The organism is Streptomyces sp. NPDC057249 (genome assembly GCF_042669245.1).
Classification (GTDB): Bacteria; Actinomycetota; Actinomycetes; order Streptomycetales; family Streptomycetaceae; genus Streptomyces.
Genome location: NZ_JBHUXS010000001.1, coordinates 731,452 through 756,169 on the forward strand (window position 1 = coordinate 731,452; position 24,718 = coordinate 756,169).

At 71.1% G+C, this 24,718-nt stretch carries 17 protein-coding genes, 6 tRNA genes and 1 riboswitch; of the genes, 12 read left to right on the plus strand and 11 right to left on the minus strand.

The features are described from left to right. The first annotated feature begins 275 nt into the window (after positions 1-275). Positions 276-482 (plus strand): developmental transcriptional regulator BldC, encoded by a 207-nt coding sequence (gene bldC / locus ACFUJY_RS03500; RefSeq protein ID WP_003949541.1) that lies wholly within the window; start codon positions 276-278, stop codon positions 480-482. 786 nt (positions 483-1,268) lie between these two features. Here the strand turns inward: bldC and ACFUJY_RS03505 are convergent. The 6 genes from ACFUJY_RS03505 to ACFUJY_RS03530 all read right to left on the minus strand — a co-directional run bounded on the left by ACFUJY_RS03505 (position 1,269) and on the right by ACFUJY_RS03530 (position 7,354). Then, positions 1,269-1,343 (minus strand) — tRNA-Asp (locus ACFUJY_RS03505). Between the two features lie 105 nt (positions 1,344-1,448). Then, positions 1,449-5,369: an ATP-dependent RNA helicase HrpA gene (gene hrpA / locus ACFUJY_RS03510; RefSeq protein ID WP_383293758.1), complete on the minus strand. Its 3,921-nt coding sequence runs from the start codon at positions 5,367-5,369 to the stop codon at positions 1,449-1,451. Between the two features lie 103 nt (positions 5,370-5,472). Next, positions 5,473-5,546: transfer RNA gene (locus tag ACFUJY_RS03515), tRNA-Phe, on the minus strand. Between the two features lie 24 nt (positions 5,547-5,570). Continuing rightward, positions 5,571-5,645, minus strand: a tRNA-Asp gene (locus ACFUJY_RS03520). Between the two features lie 38 nt (positions 5,646-5,683). Continuing rightward, positions 5,684-5,756: transfer RNA gene (locus ACFUJY_RS03525), tRNA-Glu, on the minus strand. Between the two features lie 80 nt (positions 5,757-5,836). Next, positions 5,837-7,354 carry a metallophosphoesterase gene (locus ACFUJY_RS03530; RefSeq protein ID WP_383293760.1) on the minus strand — a complete coding sequence of 506 codons (1,518 nt, stop codon included), beginning with the start codon at positions 7,352-7,354 and terminating at the stop codon, positions 5,837-5,839. 109 nt (positions 7,355-7,463) lie between these two features. Here ACFUJY_RS03530 and ACFUJY_RS03535 point away from each other — a divergent pair, with 109 nt between their 5' ends. The 7 genes from ACFUJY_RS03535 (at position 7,464) to ACFUJY_RS03565 (ending at position 16,289) form a co-directional block, all read left to right on the plus strand. Further along, positions 7,464-7,814, plus strand: coding sequence for a metallopeptidase family protein (locus tag ACFUJY_RS03535; protein ID WP_018101725.1), 351 nt, complete (start codon positions 7,464-7,466; stop codon positions 7,812-7,814). Between the two features lie 138 nt (positions 7,815-7,952). Further along, a complete protein-coding gene (locus tag ACFUJY_RS03540; protein ID WP_383293763.1) occupies positions 7,953-8,540 on the plus strand; it encodes a hypothetical protein in 588 nt (195 codons plus the stop codon). 241 nt (positions 8,541-8,781) lie between these two features. Continuing rightward, a complete protein-coding gene (locus ACFUJY_RS03545; protein ID WP_383293766.1) occupies positions 8,782-10,662 on the plus strand; it encodes a DEAD/DEAH box helicase in 1,881 nt (626 codons plus the stop codon). Positions 10,663-10,922: 260 nt separating this feature from the next. Further along, entirely contained in the window at positions 10,923-12,839 is a 1,917-nt protein-coding gene (locus ACFUJY_RS03550; protein WP_383293769.1) for a hypothetical protein, read from the plus strand. After that, on the plus strand, positions 12,836-13,939 hold the full coding sequence (locus tag ACFUJY_RS03555) for an FG-GAP-like repeat-containing protein (RefSeq protein ID WP_383293772.1): 1,104 nt from the start codon (positions 12,836-12,838) through the stop codon (positions 13,937-13,939). Before ACFUJY_RS03550 ends, ACFUJY_RS03555 begins: the two co-directional genes overlap by 4 nt. 47 nt (positions 13,940-13,986) lie before the next feature. Beyond that, positions 13,987-16,113, plus strand: a complete 2,127-nt coding sequence (locus ACFUJY_RS03560; RefSeq protein WP_383293911.1) for an FG-GAP-like repeat-containing protein — start codon at positions 13,987-13,989, stop codon at positions 16,111-16,113. A gap of 102 nt (positions 16,114-16,215) precedes the next feature. Next, positions 16,216-16,289 (plus strand) — tRNA-Lys (locus tag ACFUJY_RS03565). 42 nt (positions 16,290-16,331) lie between these two features. Here the strand turns inward: ACFUJY_RS03565 and ACFUJY_RS03570 are convergent. The 5 genes from ACFUJY_RS03570 to ACFUJY_RS03590 all read right to left on the minus strand — a co-directional run bounded on the left by ACFUJY_RS03570 (position 16,332) and on the right by ACFUJY_RS03590 (position 20,476). Then, positions 16,332-17,246, minus strand: a complete 915-nt coding sequence (locus tag ACFUJY_RS03570; RefSeq protein ID WP_383293775.1) for a hypothetical protein — start codon at positions 17,244-17,246, stop codon at positions 16,332-16,334. A gap of 4 nt (positions 17,247-17,250) precedes the next feature. Then, the gene (locus ACFUJY_RS03575; protein ID WP_383293778.1) at positions 17,251-17,628 is read right to left on the minus strand and encodes a peptidase inhibitor family I36 protein; all 378 of its coding nucleotides are present in this window, start codon (positions 17,626-17,628) and stop codon (positions 17,251-17,253) included. 145 nt (positions 17,629-17,773) lie between these two features. Next, the gene (locus ACFUJY_RS03580; protein WP_383293781.1) at positions 17,774-19,114 is read right to left on the minus strand and encodes a protein kinase; all 1,341 of its coding nucleotides are present in this window, start codon (positions 19,112-19,114) and stop codon (positions 17,774-17,776) included. After that, entirely contained in the window at positions 19,111-19,854 is a 744-nt protein-coding gene (locus ACFUJY_RS03585; protein ID WP_383293784.1) for an FHA domain-containing protein, read from the minus strand. The genes ACFUJY_RS03580 and ACFUJY_RS03585 overlap by 4 nt, the downstream gene beginning before the upstream one ends. Positions 19,855-20,071: 217 nt before the next feature. Beyond that, positions 20,072-20,476 (minus strand): SHOCT domain-containing protein, encoded by a 405-nt coding sequence (locus ACFUJY_RS03590; protein WP_383293914.1) that lies wholly within the window; start codon positions 20,474-20,476, stop codon positions 20,072-20,074. Positions 20,477-20,643: 167 nt separating this feature from the next. Between ACFUJY_RS03590 and ACFUJY_RS03595 the strand changes: the two genes are divergently transcribed. The 4 genes from ACFUJY_RS03595 (at position 20,644) to ACFUJY_RS03610 (ending at position 24,705) form a co-directional block, all read left to right on the plus strand. After that, positions 20,644-20,717: transfer RNA gene (locus ACFUJY_RS03595), tRNA-Met, on the plus strand. Positions 20,718-20,884: 167 nt separating this feature from the next. Then, complete coding sequence (locus ACFUJY_RS03600; protein WP_383293787.1) at positions 20,885-22,048, plus strand: PP2C family protein-serine/threonine phosphatase; 1,164 nt, start codon at positions 20,885-20,887, stop codon at positions 22,046-22,048. Between the two features lie 211 nt (positions 22,049-22,259). Further along, positions 22,260-22,413: riboswitch (cyclic di-AMP (ydaO/yuaA leader) on the plus strand. Between the two features lie 11 nt (positions 22,414-22,424). Continuing rightward, positions 22,425-23,594 (plus strand): M23 family metallopeptidase, encoded by a 1,170-nt coding sequence (locus ACFUJY_RS03605; RefSeq protein ID WP_383293789.1) that lies wholly within the window; start codon positions 22,425-22,427, stop codon positions 23,592-23,594. A 166-nt stretch (positions 23,595-23,760) separates the two neighbouring features. Further along, entirely contained in the window at positions 23,761-24,705 is a 945-nt protein-coding gene (locus tag ACFUJY_RS03610) for an aldo/keto reductase (RefSeq protein WP_383293791.1), read from the plus strand. Positions 24,706-24,718: the final 13 nt, after the last annotated feature.

Genomic DNA, 24,718 nt, shown 5'->3' on the forward strand with positions numbered 1-24,718 from the left:
ATGACTCCTGATCGCTCTGTGACTGATCGTCACGGTGGTGTGACTGTCCGCTATGGCATGGTCCATCGGCTTTCCGTCGCTGATGAACACCTGGGAGGGCAATTCCATCGGTTTGGCCGACGTGGCTGGACGGATGGTGTAGTTGTAGTGCCGAGGACAAGCCGTTCGTCCTATAACCGACTCGGCCCGCGTCCGCCATTTCGGGCAACGTGGGTCAAGGTGCAGAATTTAGAGGAAAGAACCGAGATGGTTCGGTTCTCCCGAGGAGGCCGCTCATGACCGCTCGCACCCCTGATGCCGAGCCGCTGCTGACCCCGGCTGAGGTTGCCACGATGTTCCGCGTGGACCCGAAGACGGTTACCCGTTGGGCGAAGGCAGGCAAGCTCACGTCCATCCGCACGCTCGGTGGGCATCGCCGGTACCGCGAGGCAGAGGTCCGCGCACTGCTTGCGGGCATTCCGCAGCAGCGCAGCGAGGCCTGACAAACCCCCCGTCACCCCGTCACACCTGGGCTTTTGGGTCCCCCAACCCACTTGCTCACCCATAGCTCCATATGACGGGCGCCCGCCCCAACGGGCGCCATACCTGTGCCGTACGGGTCATGTCATCCGATCGCGCTGGACTCCGCCGGGTCCAGCGCGATTTTTTTGCGCCCGCACCGGTTCCGCCCGGCGCGCGCTCCCGCCGGCCCGCCATGCCCTTCGCGCAGCCGGGCCCGGTGTTCGGGGGGCCCGAAGGAGGTGTCGGCGGGCGGTCCGGGGGTAACCGGAAGTCACCCTTCCGGGAGGTGCAATTGCACATATTAAATTCGCTAGTTGTAGGAAGGGTGTAAAGACCCCCCTTCTCCAAACTGATTCAGTGACACCCGTCACACTGCACGAGTGTTGCCAACTACGAGCCTGCCACTGTGAGGAAGTCGATGGTCGCGCCGAAGGTCATGTCGCGGGAGGACTTACGTCCTCGCTTCACCAAGGCCGTACGGGGGCCTGTCGGCGCCTCGTGGGCGGCTCGGGCGGTCCGGCGACACCGATCCGGTGTCCGGGCGGTCTGTGGGGCCCTCACGGGCTTCGCGGCGCTCCGCAGCCGGCGGGCGCCCGCCCGCGGTGACCGGTGACCCCGGCTGCCGCCCATCGCGCCACCTCCCGGTGGATGCGCGCCGCCCGTTCCGGGATTCCGGGGGCGGCGCCAGGTTTCTGCGTACTCGTCGGCGGGGACAGCAGTCAAGACGCGCGAAAGCCCGGATCGATGCGATCCGGGCTTTCGTTCTGCGGTCCTGACGGGATTTGAACCCGCGGCCTCCACCTTGACAGGGTGGCGAGCACTCCTAACTGCTCCACAGGACCAGGTTTCGCTGCCTTCCTCGCGTCCGGCTGCGAAAACAGACTGTACAGGAGTTCAGCGGGTGCGGTCGAACTCACTGTGGGTGGCGGTCCCGTTACGGACGTGTGCTAGGGCGCGGCGGCGTCGATCGCCTTCACGATGCGCTTGTCCGAGACGGGGAACGCGGTGCCGAGGGCGTGCGCGAAGTAGCTCACCCGCAGCTCCTCGATCATCCACCGGATGTCCAGCACCTCCTGCGGGACGGGCCGGCCCTTGGGCAGCTGCTCCAGCAGCCAGGCGTACTCGTCCTGCATCTCGTGGACTTTCTCCATGCGCGTGGTGTCGCGCTGGACGTTGGTCGGCATCTGCTGGAGCCTGCGGTCCTCCGCGACCAGGTAGCGCATCAGGTCGGGCAGCCTGCGCAGACCGGTCGCGGTGACGAAGCCGGGCGGCATCAGGCGCGCCAGGTGGTCCCGTACGTCCGTGACGTTGTTGATCAGGACCAGGCTGTTGGTGGTCTTCAGCCGGCGTTCGCACGCCTGCCAGGCCGCCAGGATCTGCTGCACCTGGCCGATCGTGCGCACGGTCAGGTCCACCAGGTCCGCGCGCACCTTGTCGTACAGCCTCCGGAACGACGCCTCGTCCCAGGCCGGGCCGCCGTGCGCCGCGATCAGCCGGTCGGCGGCCGCCGTCGCGCAGTCGTCGAACAGGGCCTGGATCGAGCCGTGCGGATTGCGGGACAGGGCCAGCTTCTGCTGGTTCGTCAGCTTGTCCGACGCGAACTTCGCCGGGTTCACCGGGATGTTCAGCAGGATCAGCTTCCGGGTGCCGCGCCACATCGCCTGCTGCTGCTCGGCCTCCGTGTCGAAGAGGCGTACGGCGACGGTCTCTCCCTGGTCCACCAGCGCCGGGTACGCCTTGACCGGCTGGCCGGCCCTCCGCGTCTCGAAGACCTTGTCCAGCGTGCCGATCGTCCAGTCCTTCAGGCCCGAGCGTTCGATGGACTCGCCGGAGGGCCCCGCGGTGGCCGCCGCGGCCTTGGAGAGGGCCTGACGGGCCTTCGGGCGCAGCCGGAGCTTCAGCGCCTCCAGATCCTTGTCCTCGGCGACCCTGCGGCGCCGCTCGTCCACGATCCGGAAAGTGATCTTGAGGTGGTCCGGGACCCGGCTCAGGTCGAAGTCGTCGGCGGTGACGGGCACCCCGACCATCCGCTGGAGCTCACGGGCGAGCGTGGCCGGCAGCGGCTCCTGGAGGGGCACGGCCCGGTCCAGGAACTTGTCGGCGTAGTTCGGCGCGGGCACGTAGTGCCGGCGGATGGGCTTGGGCAGCGAGCGGATCAGTTCGGTGACGACCTCCTCGCGCAGGCCCGGGATCTGCCAGTCGAAGCCCTCGGACGTCACCTGGTTCAGCACCTGAAGCGGAATGTGGACGGTCACCCCGTCCGCGTCCGCGCCCGGCTCGAACTGGTAGGTCACCCGGAACTTCAGCTTCCCCTGCCGCCAGGAGTCCGGGTAGTCGTCCTTGGTGACGGCCCCGGCCTTCTCGTTGATGAGCATCGAGCGCTCGAAGTCGAGCGCGTCCGGCTCGTCGCGCCGCTTGTGCTTCCACCACGAGTCGAAGTGGGCGCCGGAGACGATGTGTTCGGGGATGCGCTGGTCGTAGAAGTCGAACAGCGTCTCGTCGTCCACGAGGATGTCGCGGCGCCGGGCGCGGTGCTCCAGCTCCTCGACCTCGCCCAGCAGTTTGCGGTTGTCGTGGAAGAACTGGTGGTGCGTGCGCCAGTCGCCCTCGACCAGGGCGTTGCGGATGAAGAGGTCCCGCGAGGTCTCCTGGTCGATCCGGCCGAAATTGATCTTGCGCTGGGCGACGATCGGCACGCCGTACAGCGTGACCCGCTCGTACGCCATCACGGCGGCCTGGTCCTTCTCCCAGTGCGGCTCGCTGTAGGTGCGCTTCAGCAGATGCTGGGCCAGCGGCTCGATCCACTCCGGTTCGACCCGGGCGTTGACCCGTGCCCAGAGCCGGGACGTCTCGACCAGCTCCGCCGACATCACGAACCGCGGCTGCTTCTTGAACAGCGCGGAGCCGGGGAAGATCGCGAACTTGGCGCTGCGGGCGCCCAGGTACTCGTTCTTCTCGGTGTCCTTCAGCCCGATGTGCGACAGCAGGCCGGCCAGCAGGGAGGTGTGCACCGACTGTTCCGGCGCGTCCTCCGTGTTCAGCTCGATGCCCATCTGTTTGGCGACCGAGCGCAGCTGTGCGTAGATGTCCTGCCACTCGCGGATGCGGAGGAAGTTCAGATACTCCTGTTTGCACATCCGGCGAAAGCTGGAGGAGCCGCGCTCCTTCTGCTGCTCGCGGATGTAGCGCCACAGGTTGAGGAAGGCCAGGAAGTCGGAGGTCTCGTCCTTGAAGCGGGCGTGCTGCTGGTCGGCCTGCGTCTGCTTGTCGGAGGGGCGCTCGCGCGGGTCCTGGATGGACAGCGCGGCGGCGATCACCATGACCTCGCGGACGCAGCCGTTGCGGTCGGCCTCGACGACCATACGGGCCAGCCGGGGGTCCACCGGGAGCTGCGAGAGCTTGCGGCCGAGCGGGGTGAGCCGCTTCTTGGGGTCCTTCTCCGCGGGGTCGAGCGCCCCCAGCTCCTGGAGGAGCTGGACACCGTCGCGGATGTTGCGGTGGTCCGGCGGGTCGATGAAGGGGAACTTCTCGATGTCGCCGAGGCCGGCGGCGGTCATCTGGAGGATGACGGACGCCAGGTTGGTCCGCAGGATCTCCGCGTCGGTGAACTCCGGACGGGTCAGGAAGTCGTCCTCGGAGTACAGCCGGATACAGATGCCGTCCGAGGTACGGCCGCAGCGGCCCTTGCGCTGGTTGGCGCTGGCCTGCGAGATCCGCTCGATCGGCAGCCGCTGCACCTTGGTGCGGTGGCTGTAGCGGGAGATGCGGGCGGTGCCCGGGTCGATCACGTACTTGATGCCGGGGACCGTCAGCGAGGTCTCGGCGACGTTGGTCGCGAGAACGATCCGGCGCCCCGTGTGGCGCTGGAACACCCGGTGCTGCTCGGCGTGCGACAGGCGTGCGTAGAGGGGGAGCACCTCGGTGTTGCGCAGGTTGCGTTTGCCGAGTGCGTCGGCGGTGTCGCGGATCTCCCGCTCGCCGGAGAGGAAGACCAGCACGTCACCGGGGCCTTCGCCCTGGAGCTCGTCCACGGCGTCGCAGATCGCGGTGATCTGGTCGCGGTCGGCGTCGTCGCCGTCCTCTTCGAGCAGCGGCCGGTACCGCACCTCGACCGGGTACGTACGCCCGCTGACCTCGATGATCGGTGCGTCGCCGAAGTGCCGCGAGAAGCGTTCCGGGTCGATGGTCGCGGAGGTGACGACGACCTTCAGGTCGGGGCGCCTGGGCAGCAGCCGGGCCAGGTAGCCCAGCAGGAAGTCGATGTTCAGCGACCGCTCGTGGGCCTCGTCGATGATGATCGTGTCGTACGCGAGCAGCTCGCGGTCCGTCTGGATCTCGGCGAGCAGGATGCCGTCCGTCATCAGCTTGACGAAGGTCGCGTCCGGGTTCACCTGGTCGGTGAAGCGGACCTTCCAGCCGACGGTCTCGCCGAGCGGCGTCTTCAGCTCGTCGGCGATCCGCTCGGCCACCGTGCGCGCGGCGATCCGGCGCGGCTGGGTGTGCCCGATCATGCCCCGGAGGCCCCGGCCCAGCTCCATGCAGATCTTGGGGATCTGGGTGGTCTTGCCGGACCCGGTCTCACCGGCGACGATCACGACCTGGTGGTCGCGTATCGCCTCCAGGATCTCGTCCTTCTTCTGGCTGACCGGAAGCTGTTCGGGGTAGGTGACAGCGGGCATCCGGCCGGCCCGCTGCTCAAGCCGCCCGGCTGCCTTGTCCGCCTGGGTGGCGATCTCGTCCAGCACGGCCCGCTGGGCCTCGGGCTTGCGGATGCGGCGGGCGCCTTCGAGGCGGCGGCCGAGCCGGTTCGCGTCGCGGAGCGAGAGCTGCGCGAGCCGGGACTGGAGATCGGCGAAGGAAGTAGACATACGGATCCCAGGATCTCACCCGGGCCGGACGAAGGGCGAACCCATTTCGGGTGCCCTTCCGGAACGACGAAGGCCCCGTCCATCGGACGGGGCCTTCGGGAAGTGGCTGGGGCCGGGATCGAACCGGCGACCTATCGCTTTTCAGGCGATCGCTCGTACCAACTGAGCTACCCAGCCACAAGGTTTCACGTGAAACCTCAGCGGTCCTGACGGGATTTGAACCCGCGGCCTCCACCTTGACAGGGTGGCGAGCACTCCTAACTGCTCCACAGGACCAAGCAATGTGCGAGACAAGTCTCGCACACGTTCAAGCGTGCCCCCAACGGGATTCGAACCCGTGCTACCGCCTTGAAAGGGCGGCGTCCTGGGCCACTAGACGATGAGGGCTAAGGGCCCGCCTGCGCGCCTTGCAGCGCGTCGGGGACGTGAGAAGCATATGGGATGCCGGCGGCGTTCGCCAAAACGGTTTACGGGGACGGGGCCGGGCCGGTCGGAGACGGGCTCGTGAGGGTCGGTTTCTGGGCCGGCAGATGGCGGCTGACCTCGGCCGTCGTCAGTCCCAGGCCGCCCAGGGTGATCTCGTCCCAGGCTTGCAGGCGGCGGGTGGAGCGGTCCAGATAGAGCACCGACGCGAGCACCTGTTCCGGCTTCTTGTTCTGGACGGCCCGCAGCCCGCCGCCGCCCGTGGAGCCCTCGATCATCAGCCGGGTGCCGCCCTTCAGGACCTCGTTCTTCCGGTGGTGCACATGGCCCGCCAGTGCCAGCGGCACCTCGCCGTCCGTCTCCTTCGCCGCCTCGGGCTCATGGGCGACGGCGATGTCGACGGGGGTCCCCGACCGCTGCTCCTCGCGCAGGGCGGCGGCGAGTGTGCGGCCGGCCACGCGCTCCACGTCCTCGGCCTGCTCGGGGCCCGTCCGGTCCGGGGTGAACTGCGGATCGCCGACCCCGGCGACCCGCAGCCCCCCGACGGTCACGGCCCGGCCCTGGTCCAGGACGTGCACGTTCGGGAAGCGCTTCTTGTCGGCGAGGTACTTCTGCGTCACCGCCGAGTCGTGGTTCCCGCGCACCCAGACATAGGGGGCGCCGAGGTCGGCGACGGGGTCCAGGAAGCTGTTCTCGACGGCGGTGCCGTGGTCCATCGTGTCGCCGGAGTCGATGATCACGTCGATGTCGTACTGCTCCACGAGGGAGCCGATGATGTGCCACGCGGCCGGGTTCAGATGGATGTCCGAGACGTGCAGGACGCGCAGCGTCGCCGGGTCCGGGCTGTAGACAGGGAGCGTCGAGGTGGCGTCGTACAGCTTGGTGACGTTGGTGACCAGGCGGGCCAGCTCCTGCTGGTAGACGTCGAAGTCGCTGACGATCGAGCGGGCGTCGCCGACGACCGAAGGGGCGCTGGAGAGCAGCCCGGAGAACCTGGGCTCCAGGACCGACTTCGGGTTCCAGGTGGCGTACGCGCCGACGCCGGACGCGGCCAGCAGCGCGAGGGCCAGCCCTCCGGCCGCCAGGGCCCGGCGTGGCCGGCGGTAGACCGCGAGGCCCAGCGCCGTCGCCCCGGTCACCACCGCCACGCAGGAGCGCAGGGCCAGCTCGCGGGTGCCCGCCGCGACGTCCGACGTGACCTCGTCCTCCAGCCCGGCGAGCCGTTCGGGGTGCCGGACCAGGGCCTGCGAGCGGACCGGGTCCAGCCGGTCCACGTCCACGTCGAGGCGGACCGGGGCGTGGTGCGAGTCCAGTTCCAGGGCGCCGAGCGGGGAGACGTTGATCTTGGTGCCGCCGCTGAGCGAGGGCCGCAGGGTCATCGTCGTGTCCATCGGCCCCACGGTCGTCCGGACGCTGCCGACCGCGAGCAGCCCGAGCCAGGCGCCGAACAGCACCACGACGACCAGTCCGAGGGCCCGGACGAACGGCCGGGGTGCCGCGAGGGGCCCGTGGGCGGCGCGGTGGGCTGTCGGGCGGCGGAGGGGGAGTCGGGCGCGGGCCATTGGGTGCCCCTGCCCCAGTCGCGGTGCGGGTATGCCCGGGCGCGGGGACGGGCGCCGCAAGGGCGCGGGGGCCTGGGCGGCCCGGGTGGCCGTACGGGACAATGGCCGGGTGCTGGAGATGACGCGGGAAGCGTTCGAGGAACTGGTCGCCGAGGCACTGGACCGGATTCCGCCGGAGCTGACCCGGCTGATGGACAACGTCGCGGTCTTCGTCGAGGACGAGCCGGAGTCCGACGACCCGGAACTGCTCGGGCTGTACGAGGGCACGCCGCTGACCGAGCGCGGTGAGTGGTACGCGGGCGTGCTGCCGGACCGGATCACGATCTACCGGGGTCCGACGCTGCGGATGTGCGAGACGCGCGAGGACGTGGTGGCCGAGACGGAGATCACCGTCGTCCACGAGATCGCCCATCATTTCGGCATCGACGACGAGAGGCTGCACGCGCTCGGCTACGGGTGATCCGGGCGCGGGGTCGGCCCGTGGTGAAGGAGCCGGCCCGGCGGGCGTGTCCCGGGTGGGGTCGCGGGAGTTGGGCACAGCGCACCCGGCTCGTTCATGTCAGGCCCCGTCCTTCCCCGTGTCCCCGGAGGTGCCCCCGTGCGCCAGTTCTCCGTTCCCGTCCGCTGGGCAGCGGTCACCGCTGTCACGCTCGCCACGTCCACCGGCTGTATGAGCGTCGGCTCCGACGGGGCCGAACCGGCGCCCTCGCGGTCCGCCGAGCCGAAGGGTGCCGCCGTCGAGCCCAACGGCTCCACGGTGACGGGGACCGGCAGGTCCCGGCTCGGAGGCGCCGGTGCGCAGTCGGAGCGCCGGGGCGTCGGGCCGAGCGCTTCCGCGTCGCCCTCCGCAAGCGCCCCGGCCGCCGACGGCCCCGGGGAAGGGCCGGACGAGGGCGGGGACCGGGCGGTCCGTCCCTCCGTACCGGCGGGCCCGGCCGCCTCCGCGCCGCCGGAGCCTTCGGTGCCGGCCGACCCCGACCCCGGCCCCGCACCCGGTCCGGAGGGTCCGGCGGAGACGCCCGCGCCGCCGGAACCGCAGGAGCCCGAGCCGGAGCCCTCGGAGCCCGCGCAGCCGGCGCCCTCGGCGTCTCCGGCCGCTCAGTCCCGTACCGATGCCCTGGGGTGGCCGGACAGGGTGGCGGAGCTGCGCACGCCGAAGGCATCACCGCAGGTGGGGCCGGCCTGAGAGGCGAGGCGAGGGGAGGCGGTTTGCGCGATGTGGGTGAGAGTGCGTATGGTGGTAGATCGTTTGATCCCATTGCCCGGCGCCGACACAGAAGAGCGCCGTGTGGCGCGTACTCTCCCCTGCCGTGGCTGGACCGCATTGAGGCGGTCGACATTGCGAAATCACGGAGTTATGGGCGCGTGCCGAGACTCCGGAAGGTTTCGCATTTCGCATGTCAATTTCCAGTTCTGACCACACCGTCATGCCCGAGAACGTCGAGAACGACGAGCTCACCGCTGTCGCCGAGGCCGCCGTCGCCGAGACCGTCGAGGCCGCCGAGCCGACCGTCACCTTCGCCGACCTGGGCCTGCCCGAGGGCATCGTCCGCAAGCTCGCGCAGAACGGTGTGACCACGCCCTTCCCGATCCAGGCGGCGACCATCCCGGACGCCCTGGCCGGCAAGGACATCCTGGGCCGCGGCCGTACCGGCTCCGGCAAGACCCTCTCCTTCGGTCTGCCGACCCTGTCGGCGCTGGCGGACGGGTACACCGAGAAGAAGAAGCCCCGCGCGATCATCCTCACCCCGACCCGTGAGCTCGCCATGCAGGTCGCGGACGCGCTCCAGCCGTACGGCGACGTGCTCGGCCTCAAGATGAAGGTCGTCTGCGGCGGTACGTCGATGGGCAACCAGATCTACGCCCTGGAGCGCGGTGTCGACATCCTCGTCGCCACTCCGGGCCGGCTGCGCGACATCATCAACCGCGGCGCCTGCTCGCTGGAGAACGTCCAGGTCGCCGTGCTCGACGAGGCCGACCAGATGTCCGACCTGGGCTTCCTGCCCGAGGTCACCGAGCTGCTGGACCAGATCCCCGAGGGCGGCCAGCGCATGCTCTTCTCCGCCACCATGGAGAACGAGATCGGCACGCTGGTCAAGCGCTACCTGAGCAACCCGGTCACCCACGAGGTCGACTCCGCCCAGGGCAACGTCTCGACCATGTCGCACCACGTCCTCGTCGTGAAGCCGAAGGACAAGGCGCCGGTCACCTCCGCGATCGCCGCCCGCAAGGGCCGCACGATCATCTTCGTCCGCACCCAGCTGGGCGCCGACCGCATCGCCGAGCAGCTCGTCGACGCGGGCGTCAAGGCGGACGCGCTGCACGGCGGCATGACGCAGGGCGCGCGCACCCGGGTCCTGGAGGACTTCAAGAAGGGGTACGTCAACGCGCTCGTCGCGACCGACGTCGCCGCGCGCGGTATCCACGTCGACGGCATCGACCTGGTCCTGAACGTGGACCCGGCCGGTGACCACAAGGACTACCTGCACCGCTCGGGCCGCACCGCCCGGGCCGGCAAGTCCGGTGTGGTCGTCTCGCTGGCCCTGCCGCACCAGCGCCGTCAGATCTTCCGCCTGATGGAGGACGCGGGCGTCGACGCCTCGCGCCACATCGTGCAGGGCGCGGGCGTCTTCGAGCCGGAGGTCGCCGAGATCACCGGCGCCCGTTCGCTCACCGAGGTCCAGGCCGACTCCGCGAACAACGCCGCGAAGCAGGCCGAGCGCGAGGCCGCCGAGCTGACCAAGCAGCTGGAGCGCGCCCAGCGCCGCGCCGTCGAGCTCCGCGAGGAGGCCGACCGCCTGGTGGCGCGTGCCGCCCGTGAGCGCGGCGACGACCCCGAGGCCGCCGTGGCCGAGGTCACCGCCGAGGCCGAGGCCGCCCTCGCGGCTGCCGCCGCCTCCGTGCCGGAGCAGCCGGCCGTGCGCGAGGACCGCCGCGACGACCGGGGCAACTACGAGCGCCGCGACAACCGCGGTGGCTACCGGGGCAACGACCGCCGCGACGACCGGGGCGACCGTCCGTTCCGCCGGGACGACCGCCCGTCGGGTGGCTACCGGGGCAACGACCGCCGGGACGAGCGCCCGTCGTTCAACCGCGACCGTCGTGACGACCGTCCCTCGGGCGGCTTCCGCTCCGGCGGCGGTGACCGTCCGTTCAACCGCGACCGTCGTGACGACCGCCCCTCCGGCGGCTTCCGCTCCGGCGGCGACCGTCCGAACGGCCGCCGCGACGACCACCGTTCGACCGGCACCAGCACCGGCTCCTTCGGCCGCCGCGACGACAAGCCGCGCTGGAAGCGCAACGGCTGATCGTCCGTAGGTCTCCGACCTGATGAAGCGGGCCCGTCCTTCGAGGACGGGCCCGCTTTCGTTTGTTCGCGGCATCGTTCTTTGAACGAGTTCGAATCTGGCTACCGGTGCATACGCGGCTGCTGTTAATGGCACCTGCATCGCATGGGGGGTAGGGGCCGGGGGGCTTTCACTTCGCACAGACCGCGGCACATGCTGCCGCGTCCTCCTCATGCTCCTGAAGCACCCAGGAGGGGCTCGCCTTGAGACGCCGTACGGCCGTGAGAAGTGCTGTCGCGATGATCGCGGCGCTGGGGATCGGGGCGGCATCCGTGCCTCCCTCCGCCGGCGCGGAGGCTCCGCCGCCCGCCGGGCTCGTCATCCCCGCGGAGCAGAACCAGAACCCCAACGCGGCCCGCCTGGTGGGCGCCGGGGCGACCGGGTATCTGTGGGGGCGGGCAGGAGAGGGCTACAACTGGACCTCGTACGCCGACGGGTCCACGCGAGCCGTCCCGGTGCCGGACAAGCAGCGGGTCGCCACAGTGGCAGGCACGGACGTCGTGACCTTCACCGGTTTGAAGTCGCCCGTCCAGCGGGACATGCGGACCGGGCAGGAGTGGTCCCTGCCGATCCCCTCGGGGTGGCGCTACGCCGGCACCTACGGCGGCACGGTCGTCACGACCGCCACCCCCGAGGGCGAGCCGGGACTGCGTCAGCTGTCCTGGCAGAACGGCCAGGTGGTGGAGACCCCGGTGGCCGGACTGCCGGACGGGGCCAGGTCGCTGTACGTCCAGGAGCACGGCAGCGCGGACGGCGTGTTCGTCGAGGCGACTGTGAACGGCCGACGGGTCGTGTACCGGCTGGACGGGTCGGGACTGCACCCGACGGCCCTCCTCGACAGCTGGGTGAAGCCCGGAGGACAGCGGGTGGTCCAGCGGTTCGGCGACACGGGCACCTACCGCGTGTGGGACCTGACGGACCTCTCGAAGCCCGCCTACGAGATCACCCTCACAGATGTGGGTGACGAGAAACTGCTCGGCGTGGTCGGCGACGAGGTCCTGTACACCCGGCAGTCCGCGACCGGCGGGGACACAGCGACCGACCACACCGTCCTCGCGGTCCCGGTGACCGGCGGCCCGGAGCGCGTGGTCCTCGACCGTGCCGCGGCGATCCCGGTGGTCGAGCCCGACGGAACGATGCTGCTGGGCAGGGCGAGCGGGAGTCAGGACGCGACCAGTTCCGTGTACGCGCTGCGGGCGGGCGCGGAAGGCAGGGTCACCACGGCGAAGGTGGCCGACGTCGCCGCGATCGCCACCGTCGTCGAAGGCATGAGCATGGCTCAGGGGCGCCTGCACACCGTCGACAGGATCCCGTTCGGCCAGGCGCGACTGCGCCGGATCGACGTCTCGACGAGCGGCAGTCCGACGGCCGGTCCGCGCGTGGACCGGGGGCTGTTCAACCAGTACGCGGGCTGTGACTGGGACTGGTGCGAGGAGGTCCAGTCCACCGGTGACGGCCGGCTGGCGTACCAGGGCATCAACGGCACGGGGCTGAGCGTGCTCGACGAGTCGGCGTCCCTGCCGGCCCGGAAGGTCAACGACGAGCCCACGTACCAGCAGCCGCACGACACGATGCAGGCTTCCGGCCGCTACACCGTGGCAAGGATTCCCGGACCGTCTTCGGAGGACTACAGCCCGCGCCTGCAGGTCATCGACCTGGACACCGGGAAGCCGGTCTATACGGGCCCCGCCCAGAACGCGTACATGCCGGCGTTCGCGATCGACGGATCCACGCTGTGGGTGGAGGGTGCCTCACCGGGCGTCGTCCAAGCGCTCGACGTACGCACCGGAGAGAACGTCCGCAGCGTCGACGTCGGCGACTGCGACCTCACGGATCTGCGCGCCAACGGCACCGACCTCTACTGGGAGTGCGCGACCGGCACTTCCGGCGTCTACGGCACCGTCACGAAGAAGTCGGTCCGCCTCCCCGCCCACGAGGACGCGATGCTCGGTGACGGCTACGTCGGATGGGTGAAGGACGGGGTCCTCTCCGTCACCGATGTGCGGGGCACGACGGGCACCCACGTCGTCGGCCGGCCAATCCCGCGCAGGGCGAGGGGTGGACCGTCGACCGGTTCGGCGGCCCGCTCGCCTTCGCCGACGCGGACGGCAGGGTGCACGTGGTCCCGTCCGGTGTGACGGCCTCCGCACTGTCCGTCCGCGACTCCGCCGCCGCGGCATCGGTGAACGTCGCGAGCGCTCCCTGGTCACCCCGCTGGTGGCTGTCGAAGCCCGCGTCGTCCTGGCAGCTGACGCTGCGGAACGCCGCGACGGGGGCCACGGTCCGCACGCTGGCCGGTGGTGAGGCGCGGGGCCTGGTGAAGACCGCATGGGACGGCAAGGACGCGGGTGGCCGGTTCGCGGCCAATGGCGCGTACAACTGGACGCTGACCGCGAAGCCCGCCGACGGCCGGGGTGCCGCCCTGACCGCTTCCGGGACGGTGAAGGTCTCCGGAGCGGCAGCCGTGGCACGGGACTTCGTGGGAAACGACGGGTTCGGGGACCTGCTCGCGTTCACCTCGGCAGGGAAGGCCGACTGGCGCGCCGGTACCGGGACCGGGGCCGGGCGGGTCGAGGACAAGGTGTCGGCCACCGGCTGGACGGGCGACGACACCGTGACCGCCGCCGTGCCGTTCGAGGACATCAGCGGCGACCGGTGCAACGACGTGCTGGTCCGTACGAAGGCGGGCGAGCTGCGCGCGTACAAGCCGGGCTGCGGGGCCGCGCTCAAGCCCAGTACGCCGTACCGGAAGATCGGCACCGGCTGGAACATGTTCGACGCCCTGACCTCGCCCGGCGACATGTCGGGCGACGGGCGGGCCGATCTGCTCGGCCGGACGCCCGCGGGGGACCTGTACTTCTACCGGGGGAAGGGCAACGGCCTCTTCGAGCCCCGGGTGAAGATCGGCTACGGCTGGCAGGGATACCTGCTGGCGGGCATGGGCGACATGAACGGTGACGGCAAGGGCGACCTGGTGGCCCGCGACCGCTCGGGCAACGTGTGGCGCTACCCGGCTACCGGCGAGGGCACACTCGGCACCCGCGCCAAGATCGGTTACGGCTGGACCATGTACGACACGATGGTCGGTTCCGGCGACCTGAACGGCGACGGCCGCGCGGACCTGCTGGCCCGCGACACGTCGGGCGTGCTGTGGAGCTACCGCGGCGACGGCAAGGGCGCGCTGGCGGCGCGTACCAAGGTCGGCGGCAGCTGGCAGATGTACAAGAATCTCTTCTGATCATTCACTCGACATCCGGGCTTCCCGGAAAGGAAACTCCTTTGACCGTGTTCATACGCGGGCGCGCCGCGCTCGTGGGCGCCGTGGCCGGGGCGACCGTCCTCGCCACGGCCGCCGTTCCGGCGAGCGCAGCCGATCCCGTCCCGGCCACCGTGGCGACGACCGGGGTCTACGGCCTCGACTTCGCGGGCGGGCGGCTGGTGACGGCGGAGCAGAGCGCTTCCGGCGACCGCATGGTGTACGACCGCCGGGTGTCCGCCGACGCCACGACCGTGGGGGCGCGCGAGAGCCTTGCCTTCGCCGGGACGTACGCCAATGGCGCGCACCTCAGGACGGTGCCGTGCGACAACGTCGGCTGCGTCGAGCTGGTCGCTTCGGGCCACGGTGACGTCGGCTCGGTGTCCGTCGACGGCGACGACGCCGGCACCGAGACGGTGAAGTTCTGGGCCCCCGGGAACTCGTACCACGGTGGTGACGTCAAGTACCCCGTGGGTACGGCCGAGGTCGTGGACCTGACCGGTCGGGCCTACGTGGTCAACGGAGGCTCCCCCGCAAAACAGCGGGCGGGAATGTACCCGAGCTACACCTCGACCGCGGCCCCCATCGTCCGCACCCCGAGCGCCGCATCCGTCTGGGGCACCACGCTCTGGGCGGCGACCACCACCGGGGCGCTCTCCGGGACCGACCTGAAGACGAAGAAGGTCGTCCTGACGGTGGCCACCGGCGCACCCTGCGTGATCAAGGAAGTGCGCACGGTCGGCCGCTGGGTCTACTGGAACTGCGGGACGACCGGTGCGGCCGGCGTGTACGACCGTACGGCGAAGAAGTCGTTCACCGTGCCGTCCGGGCCCGCCCTCGTCGGCGACGGCTACCTCGTCCGGCACGACCGGACGGCGGGCAAGCTGCTGCTCACCGACTTCCACACGGGCAAGGCGGCCGCTCCGCGCGCGATTGCGGACCTCCCGGCCGGGAAGACCGCCGACCAGCGGCGGCTGACCTGGGCGGTGGACAAGTTCGGTGGCGACATCGTGTATCTCGACGCCGCGCAGACCCTGCACATCGTGCCCAGCGGGGTGCCCGCGCAGCCTCTCGCGAGGATCGCGTCCGACCTGGGGTCCGACTACCTGGACATCAAGGGCGTCGACGGTCTGGAGAGCTGGAACAGCACCATGCAGTTCAACAAGCCCGTCTCCTGGACGTACACCGTCAAAGACTGGACGGGCCGTACGGTGCGGACCCTCAAGGGTGCTGGCGGGACCGAGGCGGACGTCACCTGGGACGGCATGACGGACGCGGGCGCGTACGCGGGCAACGGCAAGCACACCTGGACGCTGAAGGCGACGGCTGAGGACGGTGCGGGGACGTACTCCACCAGCGGGAGTCTGTCCGTGTCCGGCGGCCGGCAGGGCTTCCACGACCAGGGCCGGGACAGCAGCGGCGACCTCGTCACCCTCAACTCCTACGGCGACGTGACCATCCAGTTTGGCCAGACCTCCGGCGTCTTCAGCGGCAAGAGGTCCGGGACCGGCTGGCCGGCCGGCACCGTGGCCGTGCCCTTCGCGGACACCACCGGCGACCGCTGCTCCGAACTGCTGGTCCGGATGCCCGGCGGGGAGCTGCGCCGGTACGACGGCAGCTGCGGCACCTCCGGCTACCGGCCGACCGGCAAGCACACGGTGATCGGCGGCGGCTGGCAGCAGTACGACGTGCTGACGGCGGCCGGTGACCTGAACGGCGACGGCCGGGCCGACCTCGTGGCCCGTCAGAAGTCCACCGGCGACATCTACTTCTACGCGGGCACGGCCGCCGGGAAGTTCCTCCCGAAGACCCGGATCAACACCGACTGGCGCACGTACGCCCAGATCACCGGTGTCGGCGACATCACCGGCGACGGCATCCCCGACCTGCTCGGCCACGACCGCAACGGTGGCCTCTGGCGCTACAACGGCCTGGGCAACGGCCGCTTCGCCGCGCGCGTGAAGGTGTTCACCGACTGGGGCCGCTCGTACAACACGATGGTGGGTGTCGGCGACCTGAACGGCGACGGCCGGAACGACATCGTCGTCCGTGACTCGGCGGGCAAGCTGTTCCGGAACAACGGCAACGGCAAGGGCTCATTCGGGGCCCGTACGCAGATCGCCACCGGCTGGCAGGCGTACAAGGGCATCTTCTGAGCCCCTGAGCCTCTGAGCCCCCGGACCGGTGACGGGGCCGCGCGGCCGATACCCGATCGGCTGCGCGGCCGGGGCGGGCTATGCTCGGGGGTGATCTGCCGAGGGCCGTTAGCTCAATTGGTCAGAGCAGCGGACTTTTAATCCGTTGGTTGTGGGTTCGAGTCCCACACGGCCTACCTCATCGCCCCGGGTCCGCGCGTGCGCGGCCCGGGGCTCTGTCATGTCCGGGGGCGGGCGGTGCTGTGTGCCGTCGCCCGGGCCAGGGCTGTGCGCAGGGCGGGGAGTGCGGCGGTGCGGGAGGGCGGGAGGGCCTTCTCGGTGGCCCGTTGGGCGTCCTCGATGCGGGCCGCGAGGTGGGTGGCGGTCTGGCAGGCGGCGTCCTGGGCGGCGATCCGCAGTTCCTCGCGGCCGGTGGCGCGCAGGGCGGCCGGGTCGGTGCCGGCTTCGGCGAGTTTCCGGGAGAGCGCGCGGAGAGGGGCCCGGCGGTCTTCGTAGCGGAAGCCCTTGTCGCGCATGCAGGCGGCCCACTCGTGTTCCGCCGCCTTCACCGAGGGGCGGGCGAGAGTGTTCTTCACGATCGTGTTGCGCAGGTGCTGGACGGTGAAGAGGTCCCGGTCCCAAGTGGGTCCGTACAGCGTACGGTTCGCGAGGGTGACGCAGGAGTCCGTGGGGACCGACAGCGTGGGTCCGCCGGCGAGGGCGATCTTCTCGTGGGGGCCGTCCGGGGTGCCCTTGAGGGCCTTCTGCCAGGCGCGGCGGTCGTCGGCGGTGAGGGCCGCCAGGCGCGGGGCGTTCGGGTCGGGCGGTGGTTGCCGCAGGCGTTCCACGGTGAGGCCGTAGCCGTTCCGGGCGGCCCGGCCCGGGGTCAGCAGCCCGTACGGACTGGGGGTGGGCGTGCGCCGGGCCTCGCTGACGGGGATCTCGGCGTACCCGAATCCGCGGCCGGCCATGCAGGTCCGTACCTCGCGTTCCTCGGCGCGGTGCAGCGCGGCGGACTCGGCGGCGGTGTGGTCGAGTACGCCGCCCAGGGGGCGGGGGTCGGGTGGGTCCTCCGTCGCGGCCCCGCCGCCGGGTGCCGTGGAGCACCCGGCGGCGAGGAGCGCTGCGGCGGAGAGCCACAGCAGTCGGCGCATGGCGTCAGCAGACCCAGCGGTTGGACGCGACGTCGTCGGCGTAGTCCCCGCCGTACCAGGTGTCCAGGTTGGAGACGACCTTGCCGCGGTGCAGGATGAAGGAGTCGCCCGTGTAGTTGCGCTCGTCGTAGATGATGACGTCGCAGCTGTTGCCGTTGTTGTAGAGCGATTCGGCGTTGTTGAACTTGTTGTACTGCTCCAGGTTGGTGTTGTTCCCGGACACCTCGCCCGGGTCGCCCACGCCGTTGTCCGACAGGTAGGCGCACAGGTTCCCGGAACCGCAGTCGCTCCAGGCCGCGCTGGCCGGTGTGGCGGTGGCGGCGATGCCGAGTCCGGCGAGCGCCGCGGTGCCGAGTACGGCTGCGAGCTTCTTACGAATCATGTGAAGGTCCTCCCGTTGTCCGTGACTGGTCGAGCGGACAACACTCTGGCCGCGGGGGCGCGTCCCGGGTACCTCGAAGGTTGCAGGTTCCCCCGGGGCCCGGTCTCCCGCACGATGGGCGTACGGGGGACCGGGCCGGCCGGGCTCACGCATGCGGGGCCTTGCGCAGCGCGCGCCAGGTCGCGGGGCCGACCGAGCCGTCGGCGGTCAGGCCGGCCCGCTCCTGGAAGGTCAGGACGGCGCCGTGGGTCATCGGACCGAAGTCGCCGTCCACCTCGCCGACCTCCGTGATGCCGTGCAGATACCGGAGCAGGCACTGCAGCTCGCGCACCTGGCTGCCGCCGTCGCCGCGTTTGACGGTGAACTCCCATGTGCCGCTGTGGCCCGCCGTGTAGCCGCTGCCGTGCGAGGCGTCCTCGTAGATCACCGGCCGTTCGCAGGTCGGGGGCGTGGCGGCGGCCGGCTCCGGGTCCCAGGGCGCGGTACGGAGCAGGACCGCCGCGCCGACGACGGCCGTCGCCATGGCCGCGACGGCGGCCGGACGGACCCACCGCCTGGGGCGCAGCCTCGGCAGCCGGGCCGAGCGCGCGGTCCCGGCCGCCGTCTCCACCCGGCGCAGCAGATCGCCGGCGCGGGCCGCCCGCGTTCGGTGGTCCGGGGCGAGGCAGTCCTGCACGATCTCGCGCCAGCCGGGGGCGAGATCGGGGGACAGCCGCAGCCCGGCGTGCTCGCGCGCATAGCGCATGGCCGCGTCGGAGCGGGCCTCGCCGGTGCTGCCCGGCAGGGGGAACTCGCCGGTCAGGACCACATGGGCGAGGACGCCGAAGGCCCAGACGTCGGCGGAGGGGCGGATGCGTGTGCCGCGTTCGTCGACGGTGGGCCAGAGCAGTTCGGGCGGGGTGTAGTCGGGCGTGGCGAAGGCCGGGGTGTAGGCGTGGGTGCCGTGCATCTCCGCGGCCATGTTGAAGTCGGCGAGCCTCGCCGAACCGTCGGCCATCAGCAGCACGTTCGCCGGCTTCAGGTCGCCGTGCACCCAGCCCGCGTGGTGCAGCTGGTGCAGGCCCTCGCAGACCTGGGCCAGCAGTGCGGGTCCTGCCTCGGGGGCCGGGGCACGGGCCAGCAGGGCGTCCAGGGAGCCCGCGGCCCGTTCCAGTACGAGGACGGTCGCCCCGTCGAGTTCCGGGTGGTCCGGGTCGTCCACCGTCAGCGTGTCGTACATCCGGATGAGCCGGGGCGAGCGGAGCCGGCGCAGCAGCCGTACCTCGCGCTCCGCCAGGTCGCGCAGGTGCTCCAGCTGGCGGGGGGTGCGGGTGCCGGTGGGCAGGAACTTCAGCGCCGCCCGGTCGGGCAGTCCGTCGCTCCCGGCCCGGACGAGCGCGGCGTCGTAGACCGTGGCGAAGGCCCCCGACGCGAGGGGTTCGCGCACCTCCCACGCCCCGATCCGGTACCCCTTCGGCACCGGCACCGCGTTCGGCCGCCCGGTCACCGCGCGGCCTCGGCGCGAGCGGGGCCGAGCACCACGAGGTCGTCCTCGCGGACCAGGTCGAAGCGGAGGGCGAGGGCGGCCAGGGACTCCTTCTTCCCGTTGGTACGGCGCCCGGGTTCCGCCGCGTCCGCCCCGGGTCTGAGCCGCAGTTTCAGGGCGAGGTAGTCGATGTTCCAGTAGACCGCCGAGCGGCTGGCCCTGGGCCAGCCGGGGCGCAGCCGCTCGACGATCTCCTCCACGGCGGGCAGCGGGGCGCTGGGCTCGCCGCGCAGCCGCCGTTCGCACAGGGCGACCAGGACGGCGAAGTACCGCTTGGTGCGGTCCAGGGCGAACGCCGGTACGGTGCCCGTGCCTTGCAGGTCCTGCCGGCGCACGCTGCGGAAGGCGTGCCGCGGTGCCCAGACGTCGAAGGTGAGCAGGTCGCCCGAGGCGGGCAGGGTGACCCGTGACAGCTCGAACGGAATGGGCGCGTCCAGGCGGCCGGGCGCCACCTTGACGTGTTCCCCGGCGCCCTCCGGGTTCTCGACCACGTAGGTCTGGTCCTCGCTCAGGTTGCTCAGCAGCCAGAACGTCCGGTGTGCGGCGATCTCCCCCGCGACGCGCGGTACGCCCGCGTGGCCGATGAGGAGCCCGCCGGGCTCGGCCGGTGCCCTGCCGAATGCGAGGCGTTCCCCCGTGCCGATCCTCAGCTGTTCGGTGACGCCGCCGTACGAGGGCGGCACGATGATGACGCTGTACATGGAGTCGTCCCCCTTCCCCGGTCGCCCGGGGTCGTTCTCTCCAGTCAACTTCCCGGCAGGGTAAGGGAGTCGGTCGCGGGCGGACGAGGCATTCGAGTGACGCGGCGGGTCTCACGCCCGGCGCGCGCCGGGCGTGAGACACCGGGGGCCACGGGCGCCGGACGCGCGCCGGCGCCGGTGCCGCCCGTCGGGGGCCGGCACCGGCGCCGTGGACGTGTCAGACCAGGAGCTTCGACTTCGCCCGCTGGTACTCCTCCTCGGTGATCGCGCCCCTGTCCTTGAGGTCGGCGAGCTTCGACAGGTCCTCGACGTGGCCGCCCTTGTGGCTGCCGCCGTCCGTACCCGCCGCGTCCCTGATGTACGCCTTGAAGGCGGCGTCGCGCTCCTTCGCCTCCTGGACGTCGCGCTTGCCCATGGATTTGCCGCGGGCGATCACGTAGACCAGTACGCCCACATAGGGCAGTACCAGCGCCAGGATCAGCCAGCCGGCCTTGGCCCAGCCGCTCAGGTCGTGGCTGCGAAAGATGTCCATGATGACCCGGAAGAGGAGGAAGAGCCACATGATCCAGAGGAAGAACCAGAGCATCGTCCAGAACAGGTTGAGCAGGGGATAGTCGTCCATCGTCCACTCCCGGTCAGCGTCGTACTGGCTGAATCTGAAAACAGTCATATCACCACATTCACTCCGTTGCCCGTCGGTGCGGGCGGGGGGAGGAGAGGTGCGCGGGCCGGGGCGCGCGGTCCGTGGTCATGAGGGCCCCGGACATGACGTAGAGTTGGGTTCACCGACGCGGGGTGGAGCAGCTCGGTAGCTCGCTGGGCTCATAACCCAGAGGTCGCAGGTTCAAATCCTGTCCCCGCTACTGAAGGATCAGGCCCGGCACGCAAGCAGCGTGCCGGGCCTGATGCGTTGTCGGCGCCCCGTCCCTCGTCCCTTCGGCTGCCGAGGAGTCGCCCGTCGGGCGGGCAGCGGCGAGGCTGAGGGAGGTGCGCGGTACGGGCCGCGGCCGCACCGGGCAGGAGACCGCAGGTGGGGAAGTGGGTACGACGGTGGCGCGGGCCGGACGGCGCGGCGAGCCGCCGGTTCGTCCGGGTGCTGCCGGTGGCGATGATCGTCATCGGAGTGCTGTTCGACCTGTTCACGCCGCCCTCCTACACGGCCGTCCCGATGTTCGCGGCCGCCCCGCTGATCGCCGCGCCCTTCTTCGGTATGGGCACCACGATCCGGATCGGGATCGCCTCGGTGCTCGCCGTCGCCGGAATCCGGCTCTTCACCGGCGATCTGGTCGAGGTGGTCTCGTTCATCGAGATGCTCACCGTGCTCACCGTCGCCGTGCAGGCGTGCGTGATCAACCGGGTCGTGCGGCGCGGCAGCGACCGGCTGGCGTCCGCCCGGATCATCGCCGAGACGGCCATGCGGGCCGTACTGCCCGCACCGCCCGAGCGGATCGGCGGACTCCAGGTGGCCGCGCGGTACGAGGCGGCGCAGGCGGACGAGTTCGTCGGGGGCGACCTCTTCGCGGCCGCTGACACTCCGTACGGCGTACGGCTGGTGCTGGGGGACGTGCGTGGCAAGGGGCTGCAGGCGGTCGGCGCGGTGGCGGTGGTGATCGGCGCGTTCCGGGAGGCGGCGGAGCAGGAGAAATCGCTGGAGGGCGTGGCGCAGCGGCTGGAGCGCGCGCTGGCGCGTGAGTCGGTGCGGCGGAGCAATCTGGACGCGTTCGAGGGGTTCGTGACCGCGGTGCTCGCGGAGATCCCGCCGGGTGCGCAGGGCGTACGGATGGTGAACCGCGGCCACCCGGACCCGCTGCTGCTGCACGGGGACGGGGCGGTGGAGGCGCTGACGCCCTCGGAGCCCGCGCTTCCGCTGGGCATGGACCTGGGGGTGCGGCCGGACCGCTCGGACCACTGGGAGCTGCCGGCCGGCGGGACGCTGCTGTTCTACACGGACGGCCTGTCGGAGGCGCGGGACGCCGACGGTGTCTTCTACGACCCGGCGGAGCGGCTGCGCGGGCGCCTCTTCCCCGGCCCCGAGGAGCTGTTGTCCGCGCTGACCGACGACGTGCGGCTGCATACGGGAGGCGAGTCGACCGACGACATGGCGCTGCTCGCGGTGGCCCGGCCGGCGAAGGGGCAGCCGGACCGGCGCAGGACGGTCAAGATCGTCAAGAGGGATGCCACGCTGCGTGACTGAGAAGCGCCGCTCCGCATAACATTTGACACAACGTCAGAAAACGTGCGGTGGCCGAACGGTGATCAGCTCGCCCGATTCCACCCGGTTGTGTCCCGTAAAGTCTGGGCCGAGCACGTGAACGATCAGTGGGAACGGCTTGGAATCGGACCCGTCTGTCTATTAACGTTCGATAACGCAGCGCGGTTGTCCCAGCCGTCGTCAGGGACGGCGCCGCGCGCGTGCGCCGAATCCCGCAAGGGAACCGGGGAACCACCTACATGGGGTGAATCGGGCATCTTCGTCTTCACGAGAGGCGGAAAGGCCCGTAGGAGACCTTCCTGCTCCGAACCCGTCAGCTAACCCGGTAGGCGAGAAGGAAGGAAAGGAGTGCGCCCGCGTGGCGTCCAACAAGCCTGCCCCCGAATCACCTTCCCGGTTCGTGCCCGAGTACGGCCCCGACTTCGCGTCCGGCCCCGGCACCGCGTACATCCCGGAACAGGGAAGCGACCACATGACCGATCGGGGCAACGGCTTCGGCACCGGCGCCGGTTTCGGCAGCGGCTTCCGCGCCGACGACGCCGACTCCGAGCGGACCTGGGAGGAATGGAACCCCACCGAGGAGTCCGTCCGTCCCGTCCGCGGCAAGCACCGTGTCGCCAAGCAGCGCAATGGTCTGGCCCGTAGCTCCACCGTCCTCGGCGTCGGTGTCATCGCGGCCGTCGGCGCGGGCGGCATGGCCACCGCACAGAGCAAACCGCCGGTCTCCATCTCCCTTCCCGATTCCATCGCGGACAATCTTCCCGACGCCAAGTCCCTCCCCGGCGTCGGCGCGTTGTTCGCCGGCGAGAGCGAGGCCGAAGCCCCCGCCACGGCCACCGCCGCCGCCCCCCTGACCACCGCCGGCATCACCACCGCCGAGGCCGAGCAGGGCACCACGGACGCCGGCGAGGCGCTGCGCGCCCGCATCCTCCAGCAGGCCGAGCAGCAGCAGGGCGCCGCCGACGCCGAGGCGAAGGCGGCCGAGGAGAAGGCCGCCGCCGAGAAGGCCGCCGCCGAGGCGAAGAAGCAGCAGGACGAGGCCGAGGCCAAGGCCGCCGCCGAGAAGAAGAAGGCGGAGGAGGAGGCGAAGAAGAAGGCCGAGGCCCTGCGCCTGGCCAAGCTCGCCGCCAGCTACGCCATCCCCACCTCCTCGTACACGATCACCTCGACGTTCGGCGAGGCCGGTTCGATGTGGTCCTCCGGCTACCACACGGGCCTCGACTTCGCGGCCCCGACCGGTACGCCGATCAAGGCCGTCCACACCGGCACCATCAAGTCGGCCGGCTGGTCCGGCGCCTACGGCTACCGCACGGTGCTGGAGCTGGAGGACGGCACCGAGCTGTGGTTCTGCCACCAGTCCTCGATCGGCGTCACGGTCGGCCAGAAGGTCACCACCGGCGACACCATCGGCCGCGTCGGCGCGACCGGGAACGTGACCGGCCCGCACCTCCACCTGGAGGTCCACACCCCGGACGGCACCGGCATCGACCCGATGGCCTGGCTGCGCGCCCGCGGTCTGACCGTCTGAGGTCCGTCCTCCCCCAAGCCGTGGCCCTTCCCGGTACGCGGCCGTCCGAACCCCGGCAGCCCTGACGCACACCCCCCGACGTCAGGGCTGCCGGTCCGCGTGGCCGCGGCCTGCCGGATGTATGCGGCACGGAATAGCCGGGTGGCCGGAATCCGTTGTTCCCTCCATGACTTCACTGCGCGATCTCGGCCCGTCCGGCCTCCAGGTCTTCCCGCTCTGCCTCGGTGGAAACGTCTTCGGCTGGACCGCGGACGAGGAACGGTCCTTCGCCGTCCTCGACGCGTACGCGGCGGCCGGCGGCAACTTCGTGGACACCGCCGACGCCTACTCGCACTGGGTCCCCGGCAACGAGGGCGGCGAGTCGGAGACGGTCATCGGCCAGTGGCTCGCGTCGCGCGGCAACCGGTCCGACGTCGTGGTGGCCACCAAGGTCGGTGCCCTCCCCGGTTACCAGGGCCTCTCGGCGCCCACGATCAAGTCGGCCGCCGAGGAGTCGCTGCGCCGGCTCGGCACGGACCACATCGACCTGTACTACACGCACTTCGACGACGAGACCGTCCCCGTCGAGGAGATCATCACCGCCCTCGACGAGCTGGTGAAGGAGGGCAAGGTCCGTGAGATCGCCGCCTCCAACATCAGCCCCGCCCGGCTGCGCGCCTCGCTCGCCTTCTCCGAACGCGAGGGCCTGGCCCGCTATGTGGCGCTGCAGCCGCACTACAACCTCGTCTCGCGGGACACCTACGAGGGCGAACTCCAGGACACCGCCGCCGACGCCGGGCTCGCCGCCGTCCCGTACTTCGCGCTGGCCGCCGGCTTCCTCACCGGCAAGTACCGCCCGGGGACGACCGTGGACAGCGCCCGCGCCGGGAGCGCGGCCGGCCATCTGGAGTCGGAGCGCGGCCGGCGGGTGCTCGCCGCACTCGACACGGTGGCGCGGGACCGGGACGCCGAGATCGCGACGGTGGCCCTGGCCTGGCTCGCATCCCGCCCGACGGTCGCCGCGCCGATCGCCTCGGCCCGTACGGTCGACCAGCTGCCCGCCCTGCTGGCGGTCGCCGGTCTCCGGCTGACGGACGAGGAACTGTCGACGCTGACGGCGGCCTCGGCCTAGGGCGCGTCCCGCC